Source organism: Algibacter sp. Ld11 (assembly GCF_045066735.1).
GTDB lineage: Bacteria > Bacteroidota > Bacteroidia > Flavobacteriales > Flavobacteriaceae > Algibacter.
In genome coordinates this window covers 469,303-487,014 of the sequence record NZ_JBISHH010000025.1, presented here as the reverse complement: position 1 = coordinate 487,014, position 17,712 = coordinate 469,303, and the positions used below count along the sequence as shown (strand labels likewise).

Annotated in this window: 10 protein-coding genes; all 10 read right to left on the bottom strand. The window is 34.2% G+C overall.

Features of this window, described 5'->3' with window-relative positions; translation table 11 throughout:
- Positions 1 to 49: 49 nt before the first annotated feature.
- The 10 genes from ACJJV4_RS15750 to pyrF all read right to left on the bottom strand — a co-directional run bounded on the left by ACJJV4_RS15750 (position 50) and on the right by pyrF (position 17,602).
- A complete protein-coding gene (locus tag ACJJV4_RS15750) occupies positions 50 to 1,423 on the bottom strand; it encodes a DUF1080 domain-containing protein (RefSeq protein ID WP_405296166.1) in 1,374 nt (457 codons plus the stop codon).
- Positions 1,424 to 1,444: 21 nt separating this feature from the next.
- Entirely contained in the window at positions 1,445 to 2,884 is a 1,440-nt protein-coding gene (locus ACJJV4_RS15745) for a hypothetical protein (RefSeq protein WP_405296164.1), read from the bottom strand.
- Positions 2,885 to 3,125: 241 nt separating this feature from the next.
- Positions 3,126 to 4,598, bottom strand: coding sequence for a hypothetical protein (locus ACJJV4_RS15740; protein WP_405296162.1), 1,473 nt, complete (start codon positions 4,596 to 4,598; stop codon positions 3,126 to 3,128).
- A 198-nt stretch (positions 4,599 to 4,796) separates the two neighbouring features.
- Positions 4,797 to 6,152, bottom strand: a complete 1,356-nt coding sequence (locus ACJJV4_RS15735; RefSeq protein ID WP_405296160.1) for a family 43 glycosylhydrolase — start codon at positions 6,150 to 6,152, stop codon at positions 4,797 to 4,799.
- 198 nt (positions 6,153 to 6,350) lie between these two features.
- Positions 6,351 to 8,975: a TIM-barrel domain-containing protein gene (locus ACJJV4_RS15730; protein WP_405296158.1), complete on the bottom strand. Its 2,625-nt coding sequence runs from the start codon at positions 8,973 to 8,975 to the stop codon at positions 6,351 to 6,353.
- 56 nt (positions 8,976 to 9,031) lie between these two features.
- Positions 9,032 to 10,501, bottom strand: a complete 1,470-nt coding sequence (locus ACJJV4_RS15725; protein WP_405296156.1) for a sulfatase — start codon at positions 10,499 to 10,501, stop codon at positions 9,032 to 9,034.
- 136 nt (positions 10,502 to 10,637) lie between these two features.
- Positions 10,638 to 12,128 carry a sulfatase-like hydrolase/transferase gene (locus tag ACJJV4_RS15720; protein ID WP_405296154.1) on the bottom strand — a complete coding sequence of 497 codons (1,491 nt, stop codon included), beginning with the start codon at positions 12,126 to 12,128 and terminating at the stop codon, positions 10,638 to 10,640.
- 97 nt (positions 12,129 to 12,225) lie between these two features.
- A complete protein-coding gene (locus tag ACJJV4_RS15715; protein ID WP_405296152.1) occupies positions 12,226 to 13,881 on the bottom strand; it encodes a glycoside hydrolase family 172 protein in 1,656 nt (551 codons plus the stop codon).
- A 151-nt stretch (positions 13,882 to 14,032) separates the two neighbouring features.
- Positions 14,033 to 16,537 carry a glycosyl hydrolase family 95 catalytic domain-containing protein gene (locus tag ACJJV4_RS15710; RefSeq protein WP_405296150.1) on the bottom strand — a complete coding sequence of 835 codons (2,505 nt, stop codon included), beginning with the start codon at positions 16,535 to 16,537 and terminating at the stop codon, positions 14,033 to 14,035.
- Between the two features lie 252 nt (positions 16,538 to 16,789).
- Entirely contained in the window at positions 16,790 to 17,602 is an 813-nt protein-coding gene (gene pyrF / locus ACJJV4_RS15705; RefSeq protein WP_405296148.1) for an orotidine-5'-phosphate decarboxylase, read from the bottom strand.
- Positions 17,603 to 17,712: the final 110 nt, after the last annotated feature.

The window sequence follows — 17,712 nt, the reverse complement described above, 5'->3', positions numbered from 1 at the left end:
ACATGTTTTTTAAGTATTGATTTCTTATTATACTTTAATTAATTTTGAACTAAAGTTCTTTAATTTTTATTTTTCTGTAAATTACCTCGGAATACTCGGCTTGCAGTGCTATAAAACCAGAATTAAGCGATAAACCTCCATAGGTTGCATTTACAATTTGGTTTATTAAAACACCATTTAAATAATATTTTGCGGTGTCGCCACGGACTTCGAGTAGTACTTTATTCCAGCCAGATTTTTCTTGATTTGTCCACTTTTTGGATCTACTATAATCGGCTTTCTTAACATTAATAATTTCTCCTTCTTTTAGCACATTGCAAGAAGTACCTAGAATGGTCCACAAATCGCCACAATCACCTTCCTGAATTTGGTATTCTAAACTAGAAGGCCATGCATAGCTACCAACAGGACAATGGTAAAGTAAACCAGCATCGCGAATTTTATCTAAACGAGGTTCAAACTTTCGTTTCCCCCACTTAAACTCAAATTTTAAATCGTATGAACCATACGTTTTTTTGGTAATTGCAATACCATAAGGCGCAACGGTTTCTTGCCATTTATACATGGCTCTAAGTTCTTTACCATTATACTCAAACATGGTATTTGCTTCTTGATTCGTGGCATCTCCATTAACAATAAAATCGTAATTAGGTCCTGTTTCTTCGTTGTTTTCAAAGAGGTCTACCCACATATTAGGTTTAGATAATCTTATATTACTTAAATCTCTTACTTTAATATTTCTAAAAGCTACTGGTCCATGACCGCCTTGTAATCTAAAAGGTGCTCTGGCCACTTCTATTTCTGACAAAGCGCCTTTAGTAGGCCCAGATAGTTCTACATTTTCATGTATTACCATACCATTTAAAATGACTTTCTCAAATTTAGCATTCGTTATTTTTTCTCCTGCGGAATTAAATTTGGCCGCCTTAAAAATAACGTCTAACTCCTGCCATTTCCCTGGTGCTTTACAAGCATTTAATCTTGGAGCGTATCCTTCAAAACCTTTTCCATTATCACCTTTACTGCTATCCCATCGTTGTTGTATTCCTCCACAATCGTAAAAGGTAAGGTGAGTTGCGTTCCAACTATCGAAAAGCTGAATTTCATATCTACTTTGAAAATAAATACCAGAGTTAGAACCTTGTGGAAGCATAAATTCGATATGTAACTCAATATCTCCAAAAGACTCTTTTGTTACTAAATATTTGGTTCTTCCTTTTGCCCCATTTACAAAGCAGTCTATTCCTGGTTCATAACTAAAAATTTTATTATTGATAGAGTCGACTTTAACTTGACTTGCTTGAAGCCAGTCTCCTGCAGGTTGCATAAAATCCCTTAATGATTTAAATTTAATTTGTGAAAAAACAGTACTTGCATGGCATATTACAAAAACAAATAGCACGGTATTTACGTAAGATTTCATTTTGAATAATTTATTATATGATTAATTAAGCTCAACAATTTTTAAAATATGATTATTTTCACCTTCATCCGTAATTTCACCTACTGATACTCCTGTACAATTTTTACTATTATCGTCTAAAACTACCGGATAATTCGTAAAGTTATGAAGTATAATATTTGAAGCAGAATAATTTTCATCTTTATTAAGAAGTCCTACAGTTTTATTATCTCCACCAATATTTATTTTTAGGTTTTGGTCTGCATTTGGCAAAGCATTATGAAAAATAATTTTATGATTACTACCTGTAACAATAGCAGCATGCCCACCTCCATTATAACTATCTCCTTGATAAGGTAGCAACGTAATTTCGGCATTCATACCTTGATCACTTGGATAATCTACACCCAATGCGGGACCATGTTGTGTATCGGCATAACAATCTACAATATCGCCAGTACCAATACAAAAACCTCTCTGGCAACCAATTGCTGTAGTACCAGAAACGTATTTTTTACCCGTTGCATGAGTTAGTGTAACGCCTGCCCTCATGTTTTTAATAGTACAATTAATAATGGTTGGGTTTGATGTGCCTCTTCTATATTCCTTACCATCAATAATGGTTTCGCCTCCGTTATAAGCTCTAATACCTTCCTCTCCCAAACACATCATGTATCCTTTCGGTAAAGCGTAACCAAAAACAGTTTTAAAATTTACTTTATCGGCATCTGATCCTGTTCCTTTTTCTGTCCACATATCATCGGTAGAACGCATTGTTCCTTCTATATAACAACCTTCTATAATTGGCCAATCTGCTGCCTGCATAAACATTGCATGCCCGTAAGAACGATGAATAATAGTACAATTTTTAGCATGATTTTTATAACCTCTCACTAAAAAAGAAGAATGCTTTCTATGGTTAATTACGCTTTTTCCTCCCTTGCCAAAAGCTTCACCATATCCGTAAGGGTAAGATCCTTTTGTTGTAATATGAAATCCTTCTATCCTGTTACTTGCTCCATCCATCACGATATTTGTTGCACGCCTAGTTGGTGCATCATTTACAGAGCCAACATCGGCAATAGTAAGGTTTTTTAATACATTTTTATTTCCGATAATTTGTATTTCGTATAACTCTGTATTTTTACTTTCAAAAGCACTTAACACTGCAGTTTCAACACTTATGATAACATCTGTAAAGTCGTAAACACTATTATTTCCCGAAAACAAAAAAAGTACGTTAGCCCGGTTTTTAACAACCGTAGCACTCGTAAAATTGCCATCTTGAATATCTTTTGCCGTAATAGTATAATTACCAGGCTTTAACTTCACTTGTACATTATCATCATCTAGATAAGGTAATAGCTCGTTAAAAGAATGAACTACTGTTTGAGAACAGACAACTGAATTAAACATTATAACAACAAATAAAGCCAATAACTGTTTTAAATTAATAATTGAAAGCGTTTTATATTGTTTCATTTCTTTTGAATACTTATTTTATTTCACTTTTGAGAATTTGCATTTTATAATACCTTAATATTCTACCCTTATCTAAAACATGAATTAATCACTTGTTTTCAGTAGATTATTTTAATTTATAAAACATTAGGCTTATTGTTTACTTCACATAGATAAATAACATTTTAACAACAACCTATCCAATAGCTATAGACAAAAACAGTCTCCAAAACCTCAACTTAAATTAATTGAATTCGATGTTTCAAATCTTGCGTTTAACAGAATTCTCTTTGCCAAGATTGGTAACCGCACCTAAACTTTCTATTTTGTTATTTTCTGAAAGATTTCCAATAATAACAGGATATTCAGTTTCGTTTTTAAGAAAAATATTTGAAGCTTGGTATGTTGCATCACCGAAATAGGTGTTAAAATTATCTTCATATCCCTTTGGTACTCCGGGATAGCTAGTGGTTAAAAATTCGAAACGAGCTTTATATCCAACTACTATTGGCCGAAGTGCACGGTCTATTGCTTCGTTATTTTTAGCTTTTTTTAGCGTTATATCGTGCCCATGTCCTTTTATTGCTGCAAACACGTGGTTACCAACGGCGTGAGGTGCCGGCCATACGGTAAGATCGATTTTTTGGTTTGAAACTTTATCAAAATGCATATAAAGCAATGGGCCATAAGCTGCATTACCCTTACAATTAATTAATTCGCCACCGTTATTTAAAGAATACCCCTCTACAACGCAATCTAAAACCGTACTATTACTCACTTTAACAGCACCTTTTGCCATATAAAGCTTTATACCTCCTCGGCATTTAACCACTTTACAATTTTCTACTGTTACGGAACCTGGAATGTTATATGCTCTAATGCCATCTTCTGTTAGGTTAAACATAACATCGCGCGGAATGGGAAGCCCTTTCATTTGCCCTATAGGCATTTTATAATCAAATCTTTTTGGTAAATCGCCATCGTTAGTTTCACTGTAGCTATCGTTACTGGGGCGCACAGCACCTTCAATATAAGTGTTTTTTATAAGTGTTTTATCTGCATTTTTTTGCATATAAATAACATGTCCGAAAGCACGATGCTGAAACTCGCAATTATCAACTGTATTTCCCACACCTGTAATTAACAATGCACAACGCTTATCTAAACCTGTAGCATTACCTCTACCAATACCGTACATATTACCATAACCATAAGGGAACGAACCTCTCGCCGTTAACTTAATACCTTCAATTGTATTTCCGTTACCTGAAACTCTAATATTAGCTCCTCCTTTAAGTCCTTTTGCTAAAGTTTTCCGGTTTTGATTATAACTTCCAAAATCGGTTACTTCCGTCATTCCATTTTGGTATGTATCCTCAAAAACACCTCCATAAAGTGTATTATTAGATCCAGTAAAATTAAAATGAGCATCTTTACAAGTTCCTACAGGAAAATTTATATATACTCCAGAAAGATTAATAGTATTATTAGAACCTGAGCAAACAAAACTTCTTTCTTCTTCGGGAAGCTCTGTAATATTATAATCGCCAGGTTTTAAAGTAATATCATAATTACTGCTATTTAATATGTTCCTAAATTCAGATAATGAAGACACATATACTTTAGCCTTTTTAGACTTAGTTTCTTGCTGAATGGATTTATTAACGTTTTGTCCGCATCCTAAATGAATAATCGATAAAACCATTATGGAAATAAGTAATGTAAATGTCTTCACTAATTCTGTTTTTATATAGAAATAAAATATCTTTTTTAATCTGAGATAAAACTACTTAAATCTATAGCCGTGAAGTATAAATTATGATTCAAATGGTATGAATTATAAGTATATCAGGAGTGCGTTATCCAATTATGATAAATGATACTGATAAAAGGAAAATCACAACCATAATCTTATTCCATATAAAAGCTAGAATTAATATTCAAAAACTTGCACCAACTTTATATAATCAATAGCAAACTCACCTTTTGATGGTTGCCAATCTTTTTTAAAAATACGCACCAAATTATCGCCCGCTTTTAAGCTAACAACTCCAAAATCTATTTCTGTAAATGCTTTAGATTTCGGAAATTTAAATTCTCTATAGGCATGGCTATTAATTAAAATATCATGATTCGATTCTCCATCTGGTGAAGCATAACTTACTATAAAACGATACTTTGCTGGTTGTGCTACCTGAGCTAAAATGGATACATGATCATAAGGATTATCAAAATTAGTTACGTAACCTTTACCGCTATAGCCTTTTATCCAAGTATCAACAATTACATTGTACAACTCACCACCGCCTGAAAATCCGTTTTCCGCCTCTAAAAGCAACGTTGTTTTGTTTCGCTTAGCATTTCCTAAACCTTCTTTTGAAGGAACAATAGGGATGATATCTCCTTGCTTATTATAATGTAAATAATCTGCCATTACATTTCTAGTTTCGCTTAAACCACCAGATAGCCAAGCGCTGTGGTAAAACATGATATCTTTCCCTTTATAAGTAACCGTTCCGCCGTGATTGGTTCCACTTTGACCTTCAAAATCATCAATAAAAACACCTTTAAACTCATATGGACCTAGTGGATTATCTGCTACTGCATAAAACATTTTTTCTGGCCAGCGACGTGGTGTTAATCCAGGGTATGTTAAATAATATTTGCCTTTACGTTTATGCACCCAAGGCCCCTCGAAAACATGTGTTAATTGTTTAGTTAAATCTATATATGTTTCTGGCTTAATAGACATTAAATCTTCATTTAGCTCTGCTGCAAAACATTTGCGATCATGCCCCCAAAACAAATATGGTATTCCATCATCATCAATAAATAATGCGGGATCTTGACCAAACTCTACACCTTTTACATAGCCCAAATCTGTAAATGGCCCTTGTGGCACATCACTACGTGCAATTCCCGTTCTAAACAGCCCAATTCCGGTTTCTTTCATGCAGTAAATTAAATAATATTGACCGCGATAATATGCTGCGTCCATAGCCCAAGCATGACTCTCTGCCCAATCAACGTTATCTAAATGTAAAATACGTCCGTGATCTGTCCAGTTTACCATATCTGTTGTAGAAAAGGCATGATAGCCCGTCATACCATAATGGTTATTAGATCCTGGTTCATCATGAGAGGTGTATACCCAAAGTTTGTTGGAATTATCTGGCCATACGTGCGGAGACGGGTCGGCAGTAAATACATGGGTAAAAACGGGATTTTGCGCCTTCATACTATAAGATACACAGGCCACAATCAGAAATAGAACTAACTTAAAATTCATATATCATTTATTTTTGATTTTCTCCATTTGAATACCTTCAAGGATTTACCATGTAAAAATAATTGAAGCCTTTATTTTTTATTATAAAGCATGGTTCTTTTACTATAAAAAAGTGCCATAAACACAAAAAGACCATAGTAAAATTTAATTTTACTATTGTCTTTTATATTCTTGAATTTCTAGCGTTAAATAGCTCTTTTAAAACTGAACCTTCAACTCTTCACCAAAAAATAAATATCTGTGTACTGAATTCTCGCCTACCAATTGAAAGGCTAACTCGAATGGACTAACACTAAAATCAAAATAATCTCCATCTCCTTTTTTAACTGTTAAGGTTTTAGATTTTTCTGAATATAAAAATACAATTTCTGAATAGGTTGATTTTTCATAATTATATGATGCTCCATCATCGAGATACATTTTAAATTCGGCATCCTTACCCGGATAAACAACAACATTTGTAGGCTCTTTTGTTAATTGGGTTGCATATTGAATTTTTGGCCCAATAGGCAAAATAGTTCCTGCTTTTACAAATAATGGCGTTTCATCTAATTCGGCTTTTACATTTAGTGTTTTACCACCTATTATTTTTTCACCGTTCCAGAAATTATACCAAGTCCCTAAAGGAAAATACATTTCTTTGGTTCTTTGCTCATATTCCGTAACAAATCCAACCATTAAAGATTCCCCAAAAAACAACTGATCTTTAATACCCCAAGTATTTTTATCGTTTGGATAATGGTATGCCAATGGCGCCATTAATTGACGGCTATTATTCGTAATTTGCCAAGCCTGTGAATAGATATATGGCATTAATTGATATCTTAAATCTATAAACTTGCGCGCTGTACTCTCAAAAGCATCATTGTATCTCCAAATTTCAGTTTCTGAGACATAACCATGAATACGGAAAATTGGACTAAATGCACCAAACTGAAACCAACGTGTTAACAGTTCTATATATTCAGGATTTGTATATTGATTATCAAATTGAGGGTTGATAGATTTAGAATCTCTAAAAAACCCACCAATATCGTGTGACCAATAAGGAACACCTGCCATAGTAAAATTAAGTCCTGCCGCAATTTGTTCAGAAAACTGTTCCCATGAAGCTTCTACATCTCCAGACCACGAGGTAGCGCCATAACGTTGTTGCCCTGCGTAAGCCGAACGTGTTAAGTTAAATACACGTTCCATTGGAAACTCTTCTCTTCTTCCATCGTACATAGCCTTTGTTACTAAAAGCGAATACGGGTTTTGAACATCTTCATAAGGTCCAACAGCAGTATTTACTTTTGTGTTTTTTACACCTTCTGGTTCTGTTCCATCTAGCCATATAGATTTTACACCTTTATGAAACATAGAATCACTCAAAGCACGATAAAATTGTTTAGCCACTTTATTATCGTAAATATCTACGTAATTACTACTTTCTATTTTGGTAAGGCCATACTTTTCTTCTAATAGTTTATTCTTTACCTCTGGCCATACAGAAACCATTAAGGTCAAGTTTAATTTTGTTAATTCTTTAACCATAGCATCAGGATCTGGGTATTTCGCTCTATCCCATTCTGGTCCTTTAGTTCCTTTTGGCCAATAAAACCAATCTTGCACAATATTATCGAAAGGAATTTCTCGTTTTCGCATTTCACGAGCATTCTCCAATAGTTCTTCTTGGTTGTGATACCGCTCTCTACATTGCCAAAAACCATAAGATGATTTTGGAAATAAAGGCGCTTTTCCTGTTAAGTTTTGGTATTGGGAAATAACTTCTCCAGGATTTCCACCAGCTATTAAGTAATAATCTATAGCATTACCTTTAGTACTACTAAAAACAGTTTTATTGTAATCTGGTTGGTTGTAAAACAAATTCCCAAGTATTTTTGCACCTGTATTTTGAAAAACTACTTTATAGGTTTTCCCTGCTTCTAAATGCTTTTTTCCCGAATATCTTCTAGGCATCCATATAGTAGAATAATTTATAACATCATCACCATCTATACTTACTTTAATTTCACCGCGCATACGGCCATTATGATCACTTAGTGCTAAAAAGGTATACTCACCAGTTTGGGTTGGCGTAAAAGTTGTTTCACGAATATTTTTTTTCTTAGCTTCATGAGCTACATAGGCTGCTACGTTTTCTTTTTCACCACCTTCTGGTATTACTTGGTCTTCTTTCTTTGTTTCAATTTCACCTTCAGATTCAAATACTATTTCATTTTGGGGCTGATTAAAATCTGTTAAGCTGTAATTGTGCCAATAAATACCATACCCATTGGTAGACACTATAAATGGGATAGCAATTTCTTGATTATATTGTTGTAGACGAATAGGCACATTTTTCCAGTTCATTATACCACTTTGAAACTGACCTAAACCAAACAAACCTTCATCTCCTGCTATAAAACCTTGTGATACATCATGATTTTCAACGCCATCTAAATAAGTTAGTTCATTGGTTTCTGAGACTAACTTTTTATTTGCTTTAGTTTGATATTCTATAACGCCATTAGCATTTACAAATACATCCAAAGAATCGGTACTGATAGTTAATAATTCTTCTGTTTCGCTTATGTCCCAACTAACAGCTTGAGGCTCTAAAATCGTAACATAATCCGGAAGCGTAGTAGGTTGGCTACCTTCTTTTATTTTATTAATATGAATGATAGACTCGTTTACAACTTCAATATTAATAATTGTACTATCTTTATGAATAACAAGTCCATGAGCTGAAGTTTCAATCTTGTGTTTAAATTTTGATTGACATGCCGTGAACGTAAATAGCACTAAACATAATAGAGATGTGATTTTCTTCGTCATTTTAAAATTTATTTAATTTTTTATAGTAAATAATTGTACTAATCGTAATTTTATTTTTAAGGATTACAATTGAAAGCATCATCCAACTTACTTCCTAATTGTGCTCTAAGTTTAGTTACTAACTTGGGATTTTCTGAAGCTATATTTATAGTTTCTGACGGATCTTTCTCATGATCATACAACTCGACAACGCCGCTACAATGCTCTGTAAAACGATAGCGATCTGTTCTTAAAGTTGAAGCGCCAGAAGTATATGCCACTGCAGAATGTCCTTCTGATTTTGGATTCTCCATTAGAGAAACTAAAGAAGCCCCTTGCGCAACATTTGGCGTTGGTAAACTAGTTAAATCGCATAGTGTTGGAAATAAATCTAAAGACTCTACAACGGCATCACTTTGCTCTCCTGAGTTTTCCATACCTGGAGTATAAACAATTAACGGCGAACGTAAAGACTCTTCAAAAAGACTATGTTTACCCCAAATACCATGTTCACCCAAATGCCATCCATGATCTCCCCAAAGCACAACAATAGTATTCTTATCTGCTTTCGTTTCTTTTAGTTTTTGTAAAATATCGCCAACATGTTTATCTGCATAACTCACACAGGCAGCATAATATCTTTTTAATTCTAAGGCAAACGCTTTATCTTCTCTTGGGTCTTTACCTCCACGGTCATAATTCATAAATTCATTAGATTTATGCCAAGTGGTTTTTCCTTCTGGTTTTTCTGGATGTAATGGTGCTGGAATATCTACACCATCATAAAGATCTAAATATTTTTTAGGTGCTCCAAAAGGCAAATGTGGCTTGATTAGCCCAATAGCTAAAAAGAAAGGTTTATCTTGAGATGATAACTCTTCTAGTTGTTTTAATCCTTCTTCTGCTATTAGACCATCTGGATAACTTTTATCGCCACCATCAAAAGCTTCAATAACATCTCTTTGATTAGGTGTTCTTACTTTTCCATTAGCTAAACCATGCATGGCGCCTCGTGGAGTTTTCCATTCTCCTACAGGCATAATATGCTTATCCCAAGCATTTGGCATTTCTATAATACTATCATTATTCCAGTTTTCTCCACCGCGCCCTCCTGGATGATGAGAAACTTTACCAACCGAAACGGTTGTATAGCCCTGCTTACGAAACCATTCTGGCATACTAGGAGATTCTACCTCTGGTGTTTTACTTAAATCTGCTGCTCTAGAAAACAACGGTTGATTATAATGCCGTCTATATTGAGCGCCATATTGACCAGTTAGCAAAGTGTATCGAGAAGGCCCACAACTTGGTGCGTTGACATAATGACGCGTAAACGAACGACCAATAGAAGCTAAATGATCTATGTTTGGAGATTTAATATACTTCGCTCCAAAAGCATTTAACTCTGGTCTTAAATCATCGATACAAATTACCAATACATTTTTTTTAGTCTCTTCTTTTTGTGGTTCTTGGTTTTGTTTTACGGCATTATTACAGGCTATAATTCCAAAAAATAATACTACGGTAAAAAATTTCAAATTAAACATCTATTTTAAATTTACTAGTAAAATAGTGAATAAAACCTCATCTCTAAAATTGACCAGTTATTTTTGTTCGGTTATAAATCTTCCTTCTCCTTTTTAATAACAATTGACTAATTCATGTAATAATAAATTGGTAGCACTACTGAATCGCTTTTTGATACAATGTTTCTGTTTGCTGTCTTAATTTTATTAAAACATCTTGATATTTTGGGTTATTCACTAGGTTATTCTGTTCTACGGTATCATTATCCGTATTATACAATTCCTCTATTTTAGGGCTGTGTTCATAATAAACAATATACTTCCAATGTGCTGTACGTACACCTCTACTTCGGTAAGATTTATTTGATTCTATCAAAGCTTGATTAATTTCATTCGCATTTTCTTTATATCGCGCTCTAAACATATCTACCAAAAACAAATCTTCCATAAAAACAGCATCACGCCATTTAGATAAGTCTTCTGTTTGATTAATTACACCGCTGATATCCTTACCTTGCATACTGTTTGGCGGTTCTATACCTGCCATAGACACAATTGTTGGAGCTATATCTACCGAAGATATTAGTGCTTCTTCACGACGTTGACGTTTTGATTCTGGTACTCTTCCATCGTAAATAATAAGAGGCGCTTTAACAGACTCATCATATAAAAGGCATTTATCAAATAAGCCGTGAGAACCTTGAAAACGACCATTATCACTAGTATAAATAATAATCGTATTATTTAAAAGGCCTTTCTTTTTTAATTTCTCAACCAAAAAGCCCACTTGTTCATCCACAGTATAACCCTGAGTTGCAAAACGACGCACAAGCCTCTGATACATTTGGGGTGTTGAAGATCGTTGACGATGTAAATATACACCTCGCGCATTTTCTTTTACAACTTCAGGTAAATCGGGGTTATCACCCTCTACCCAGTTTTCTGGCACCGACATATTCACGTCTTTGAACTGCTCAAAATATGGCATATACATATCCTTATTGTTATCGTGCTTAACCGCATAGAAACTTACCGATAAACAAAACGGTTGTTCTGCCGGTTGTGTATCTAAAAAACGCATCATAGCTTCCCCTGTTCTCAGGGTTCGTCCAGAATTTTCGCGTCCTTCTTTATAAATATTCTTTAATTCTTGATCCTCCTCTGGCCAAGTAATCATACCATTTCTATCGTGTGTTTCACTTCCTGCAAAAAAATCGAATATGCTTCCCATATGCTCTTTATAAAAATGCGCTTTAGGAGTACTTGGTCGTGTTGCTTTTTCACTTACCGTAAAACCAACCTTACCAATAAAACCAGTACGATAACCAGCATTTTTCAATATTGCAGGATAACTTTTATTAAAATCTGTTTGTGATAACGTATAATCGTCTGGAGCAACAAAGCCTACTCTATGGTTTGAGTTATAGCGGCCAGTCATCATGGTTACTCTACTAGGCATGCAAATGGCAACTGCATAAAAAGCTTTATCGAATATAACACCTTGCTTGGCCAACTTATCGATATTAGGCGTATTGAATTCTGGTTTACCATAACAACCCATGTTATCCCAACGTTGATCATCTGTCATTAAAAAGATGATATTGGGTTTGGTAGTATCACTAGTGGATATTTTTTCACTAGAGTTCACATTCGATTTACACCCTATCAAAAATAGAGCGAGAACGACCAAAATTAGTTTAGAAAATATCTCGATACTTTTCATGAATTACAATCTTGCTTTTCTATTATTCTTTATTATTCGGAAAATTTTTAGGTAAAGGCGGTACATTTAAAACTTCTTTTATGTTTGGAACTCGGTTTGATGTTGTTTGTTTATCACCATACCAATATACACCAACACCATACCCCATATCACAATCTGTCCAGCTCCAAACTTCCATATCTAACTTTAAAGAACTGCTAAAAGGCATCACATCTAAAGCACGTGTTCGGGTTTCTGTGCTATATCCTGAAGTGTTTTTTCCTTTAACTGTTTTCGGCTTTCTATTTAACTTATTATATACATTACTTCTTGGTTGTGCATGAAAAGGATGCTCGTAAAAATCGTTGCTCTTCCCTCCCCAAGAATAGGCATAATAATCTTCTGTTCCTGTCCCGAATATTGAGGGAAAATCTTCGTTATCTACATAAATCTTTTCATCGCCTTCTCCCCACCATTTTTTCACAGGGTTCATAATAGTTAAAGCATCTCCAACATAAACACCTCGACCTTTAAGCGTTACATAATTCCAATCTGAAAACGGACGCGTAGCCAAAGGATATTGTCCATTCCATGCCGCATTAAAATACATACTATCGGCATTCCATTTCCAGCTACCAACCGTTGCTTTTAAATCAATTTTTATAGATTTTTTCCCGAGATTAACTACAGAAATTTTTCCTGATTTTTGATATGGCATCACCCATCTAGAGGTCATAATACCATCTTCTGCAACTGAGCTGTACCAACCTTCAACAGGATTTAAACCAATTCCTGCTCCAAAAAAATCTCCTATTGGACACCAAACAGTTTGCTCACCATCAAACTCGATTTTTAAAACTACAGTTCGTGTTACTTCTGGATTTTTGTAAGCGTCTAACTTTAAAGTCAGTTCTTTTATTGCAGCATTACCTGCTATTAGTGCTACAGATTTTTCTTTTTTAGAACCTATTTTACCCGATAGTGAGATCGTTTTACCAACATCTGTATTTTTTGGGTTTAACAACAAATTGCCAATCTCTTTGGTTAAAGGTAAAGCTCTGTCAAAATCTGATTTTGTAAAGGTTTTTATTGGAGTATAATCATCATACGCTCTATAAGTAAATTGATAAAAAAACGGTTTTTTACTCGTTGTAATTTTACATCCCTTAGCGAAAGGAATTGGAAAAAAAGATACCGCAGATCGTAATGACTGATGTGCTAAAGGATATGGGATTAGTCCCGTTCCATCTAACAAACCAAGCATATTGCCTTCTAAAACGGGTTCGTCACTACCATCTAAATACACCTTTATTATAATATCAGTATTAGGCTCCTCGGCACTTAAAAACGGCATCCAAGTACGAACGATAGCACCAGGTCCTATATGGTCCATGAGTACCCATTCTTTTTCACCATTTGTTTCCTCTGTTCTAATATAATTATGATCTTCTTCTTTCTCTTCTTTGTTATAATCATGGTTATTAAACCAACCCTCAGTCTCATTTGGACTCGTTGAAGCTCGGTTATAGCTGCTTTCCTGTTTTAATCTAAAATTAGTTGTTGGAAAACTTGCTACAGCTTCTCTATCTACCATTTCGTTTAGCAAGGTCTCTATAGTAATTTCTCCTTGTTCTTGGGCCGACATTAAAAGTGTAAAAAGTAGAAAAGTAAAACTTAATGCAATTTTTGATGATTTCATTTTTTATAATTTATTAATATTTGGTTTAACTTAATTATTTATCTAACCCAATAAAGTTTATATATTTTTCATGAATAACTTTATTAATTCGACTAATAACCAAGCTAGAGCATTAATTAACTATTCCTAATTTTGCTTATTACTCTAATTTCTAGTTTTTTGCTACTAACACAATCTCTTCACCTGCTGTTGTTTCAATATCATATAAAAAACTTAATCTTAAAGATAATTCTTTTAATTGTGCCGATTTAGAAACCAATGGTGTTTTAATTTCTGGCAGTTTATAAAACGGATTTACATTTTCATCAGATGCCAGATTTAATTGTTTTCCATTCTGAAGTTTTAATTCATTATAAGCGCGAATACGTAAGTTACCTCCAAGCTTAGATTTTAAAACCACTTTTACAACCTGGCCATTTTCCCACTCTAAATCTTTTACTTCAAAACCACCTCTTGCTCTAAGCCCTTTAACCGCTCCATCTTTCCAAACATCTGGTAAAGCCGGAATTAAATGTATAGCTCCATCATGACTTTGCACTAACATCTCTGCTAAACCAGAAGTGAACCCAAAATTTCCATCAATTTGAAATGGTGGATGCGCATCTAGCATATTAGCGTATGTTCCGCCTCCTTTTGGAGAATCTGGCCGACCTACTAATTTAATCTGTTCGCCCATTAATTTATAAGCATGATTTCCATCGAGTAAACGTGCCCATAAATTAATTTTCCAGTTCATAGACCACCCTGTAGATGGATCTCCTCTTTGAATTAATGTGTTTTCAGCACCTTGAAATAACTCAGGGTTTCTGTAAGGTGAAATTAAATTTGAAGGATACAATCCGTATAAATGTGATACGTGACGGTGCTTATCTTCCGGATCGTCTAAATCCTGCATCCACTCTTGCAGTTGATTGTGCTTCCCAACTTTCATTGGTGGTAATTGTAATAAAGTCGCTTGCATTTGTTTTACCAAATCGGCATCTACATTTAACAATTGAGCAGCGTTAATGGTTTTAGTAAGCATATCGAAAACCAATTGGTTATCCATAGTAGTTCCAGCTTCAATATTCACACTTTTCGCACGTGTACTTGGCCCATGTTCTGGAGAAATTGTTGGGGTAATAATTAACCATCCATTTTCTGGTTCTGGCGTTAAAAAGCTTAAGCAGAATTGTGATGCGCCTTTCATAGCAGGATAAACAGATTTTAAATAATCTAAATTTCCATTAAACATAAATTTCTCCCATGCATGCTGAGTTAACCACGTTCCTCCTGTGGTCCACATACCCCAAGTTGCACCATCAACAGGCCCAGTAATTCGCCATAAATCTGTGTTATGATGTGTTACCCAACCATCGGCACCGTACATAACTTTAGCGGTTTCTTGTCCTGTTTGCGATAAATCTTTAACCATTTGAATTAATGGATCGTGCATTTCAGCTAAATTAGTCACCTCTGCGGGCCAATAATTCATTTGTGTATTAATATTTACGGTATAAGCACTTTTCCATGGTGGTGATAATAGATTATTCCACAATCCCTGTAAATTAGATGGTTGTCCACCAGGTTGCGAGGAAGAAATTAATAAATAGCGACCAAATTGAAAATATAAAGCCGCCAATGACGGATCATACTCCGTGCTAAACTCTTTTATTCGAACATCGGTTGGTTTTTTAGATGCCTCAGAGTTACCTAAATCGAGTGTTACTCTATTAAAATATTTCTGATAAAAATTAGAATGATTTTTTACTAACTGCTCGTAATTTTTCTTTTCCGCTTGAGCGATATAATCTGCTGCTTTTTTATGAGGATTAGCACTAACATCTTTATAGTCTACAAAATTTGTTGCTATAGAAATATATAACGTAACGCTGTTTGCTTTTAAAACTTCTAATTGATTATTTGTTGACGTTATTTTTCCGCCGTCTGTAGCAATTTTCACTCTAGAATCGAACTCTACAGCTCCTTTAATTGGCGCGGTTCCTTTTGGTAATCTTTTGTTTTTATTATCACTACCATAGCCTGTCATCACTAAAACATTATTATTCTCAGTAAAAAGAGAAACTTTTGCTGGCTCAGGACGATCCATACTAGCCGTGAAACTAATTTTTCCACTTTTATCAGCCGTGAGTATCATAACAATAACCTGATCGGTAAATGAAGTGAAAATTTCACGCTTATATTTCACACCCTCCACCTCGTAACTAGTAGTGTTCACCGCTTTTTCAATATCTAATTCGCGATAGTAATTTGAAAAATTATCATGATTTTCGAACTTCAACCTTAAATTACCAACGGTTTCATAAGGCATTCCATGTGATGTTTTTGAAATAATCGCATTATTAGCCAACCTATGAGCTTCATCGTACTTTCCATCAAATAGTAATTCTCTAACCTCGGAAAGAGCCTCCTTAGCATCGGGATTATCATTTCTATGTGGTCCACCTGCCCAAAGTGTTAATTCATTTAATTGAATGTTTTCATTTACAGGGTCGCCAAAAACCATAGCTCCCAAACGCCCATTACCTAAAGGTAACGCTTCATTCCAATTTGAAGCTGGCGCATTGTACCATAATTTAAAACCCGTATTTTCTTGAGCATAACAGGCCCTTAGCCCAACCCATAGTAAAACAATAAAACTTAATACAACTCTCATACCTCTATTTGATTAAAACTTACTCTATTCAGTAATTAAACTGCAAGATCATATTTTAATTAAATCGAAACTATAAACTAGTGTTCTTTAAGCATAAATTATGAGTATTTTCTAATGAAGGTTGAGAAGACTTGCTCTGCTAAAAGCTAATTATGTTTTCCATAAGCTTTTTTTGATATTGTAAAATATATAAAATGCAAACAGCCACTTTTATAATTATAAAAATGGCTGCTTAAAAAAATATATTATTTTTTACTTTAAAATATCTTGCATTTCTTGTTGAAGTTTTTCTGCTGCTTGAGTTGCTGCTTGAGCAAAATCATTATTAGACGATGCATAAATAATACCTCTTGACGAATTAATTAGTAAACCAACCGTTTCCGTCATGCCATATTTACAAACATCTTGCAAATTCCCGCCTTGAGCCCCAACTCCAGGAACGAGCAAAAAACTATTTGGAATTATTTTTCTTATATCGGCGAAATACTCTGCTTTTGTCGCTCCAACAACATACATTAAGTTATCGCTATTTTCCCAAGTTTTAGAGGTTTCTAAAACGTGTTTATAAAGTTCTTTCCCTTCTACATTTTTGGTTTGAAAATCGAAAGCTCCAGCATTAGAAGTTAAGGCCAACATAATGGTGTGCTTATCTTTAAAAGCCAGAAAAGGCTCTACAGAATCTTTACCCATATAAGGAGCTACAGTAACAGAATCGAATGCTAAGTCTTCGAAAAAAGCTTTTGCATACATGGTACTTGTATTACCAATATCACCACGTTTAGCATCGGCAATGGTGAAAATTTCAGGATAATTTTCATTCAAATACTTAATCGTTTTCTCTAAAGATTTCCAACCTTTAATACCATAAGCTTCATAAAATGCCGTGTTTGGTTTATAGGCAACACATAAATGATGTGTGGCATCTATAATGGCTTTATTGAAAGTAAAAATAGGATCTTCTTCTTTTAAAAGATGTTGCGGGATTTTGTTTAAATCCACATCTAAACCTATACATAAAAAGGATTTTTTTATTTTAATCTGTTCAATAAGTTGCTTTGTAGTCATTCTTGCTTTAAGCTTATTTAAAGGGATATTTTTATGATTATTTTATAAAAAAATCATATTTACTATTTAAAAAAAATCAGGATATTCTAAGTTATTTACTTAAAACATCC

What these genes read in the sequence shown, in the direction of transcription:
- pyrF (WP_405296148.1), bottom strand. Translation starts at nt 17,602, where the DNA reads ATGACTACAAAGCAACTTATTGAACAGATTAAAATAAAAAAATCCTTT.
- ACJJV4_RS15745 (WP_405296164.1), bottom strand. Translation starts at nt 2,884, where the DNA reads ATGAAACAATATAAAACGCTTTCAATTATTAATTTAAAACAGTTATTG.
- ACJJV4_RS15715 (WP_405296152.1), bottom strand. Translation starts at nt 13,881, where the DNA reads ATGAAATCATCAAAAATTGCATTAAGTTTTACTTTTCTACTTTTTACA.
- ACJJV4_RS15725 (WP_405296156.1), bottom strand. Translation starts at nt 10,501, where the DNA reads ATGTTTAATTTGAAATTTTTTACCGTAGTATTATTTTTTGGAATTATA.
- ACJJV4_RS15750 (WP_405296166.1), bottom strand. Translation starts at nt 1,423, where the DNA reads ATGAAATCTTACGTAAATACCGTGCTATTTGTTTTTGTAATATGCCAT.
- ACJJV4_RS15730 (WP_405296158.1), bottom strand. Translation starts at nt 8,975, where the DNA reads ATGACGAAGAAAATCACATCTCTATTATGTTTAGTGCTATTTACGTTC.
- ACJJV4_RS15735 (WP_405296160.1), bottom strand. Translation starts at nt 6,152, where the DNA reads ATGAATTTTAAGTTAGTTCTATTTCTGATTGTGGCCTGTGTATCTTAT.
- ACJJV4_RS15710 (WP_405296150.1), bottom strand. Translation starts at nt 16,537, where the DNA reads ATGAGAGTTGTATTAAGTTTTATTGTTTTACTATGGGTTGGGCTAAGG.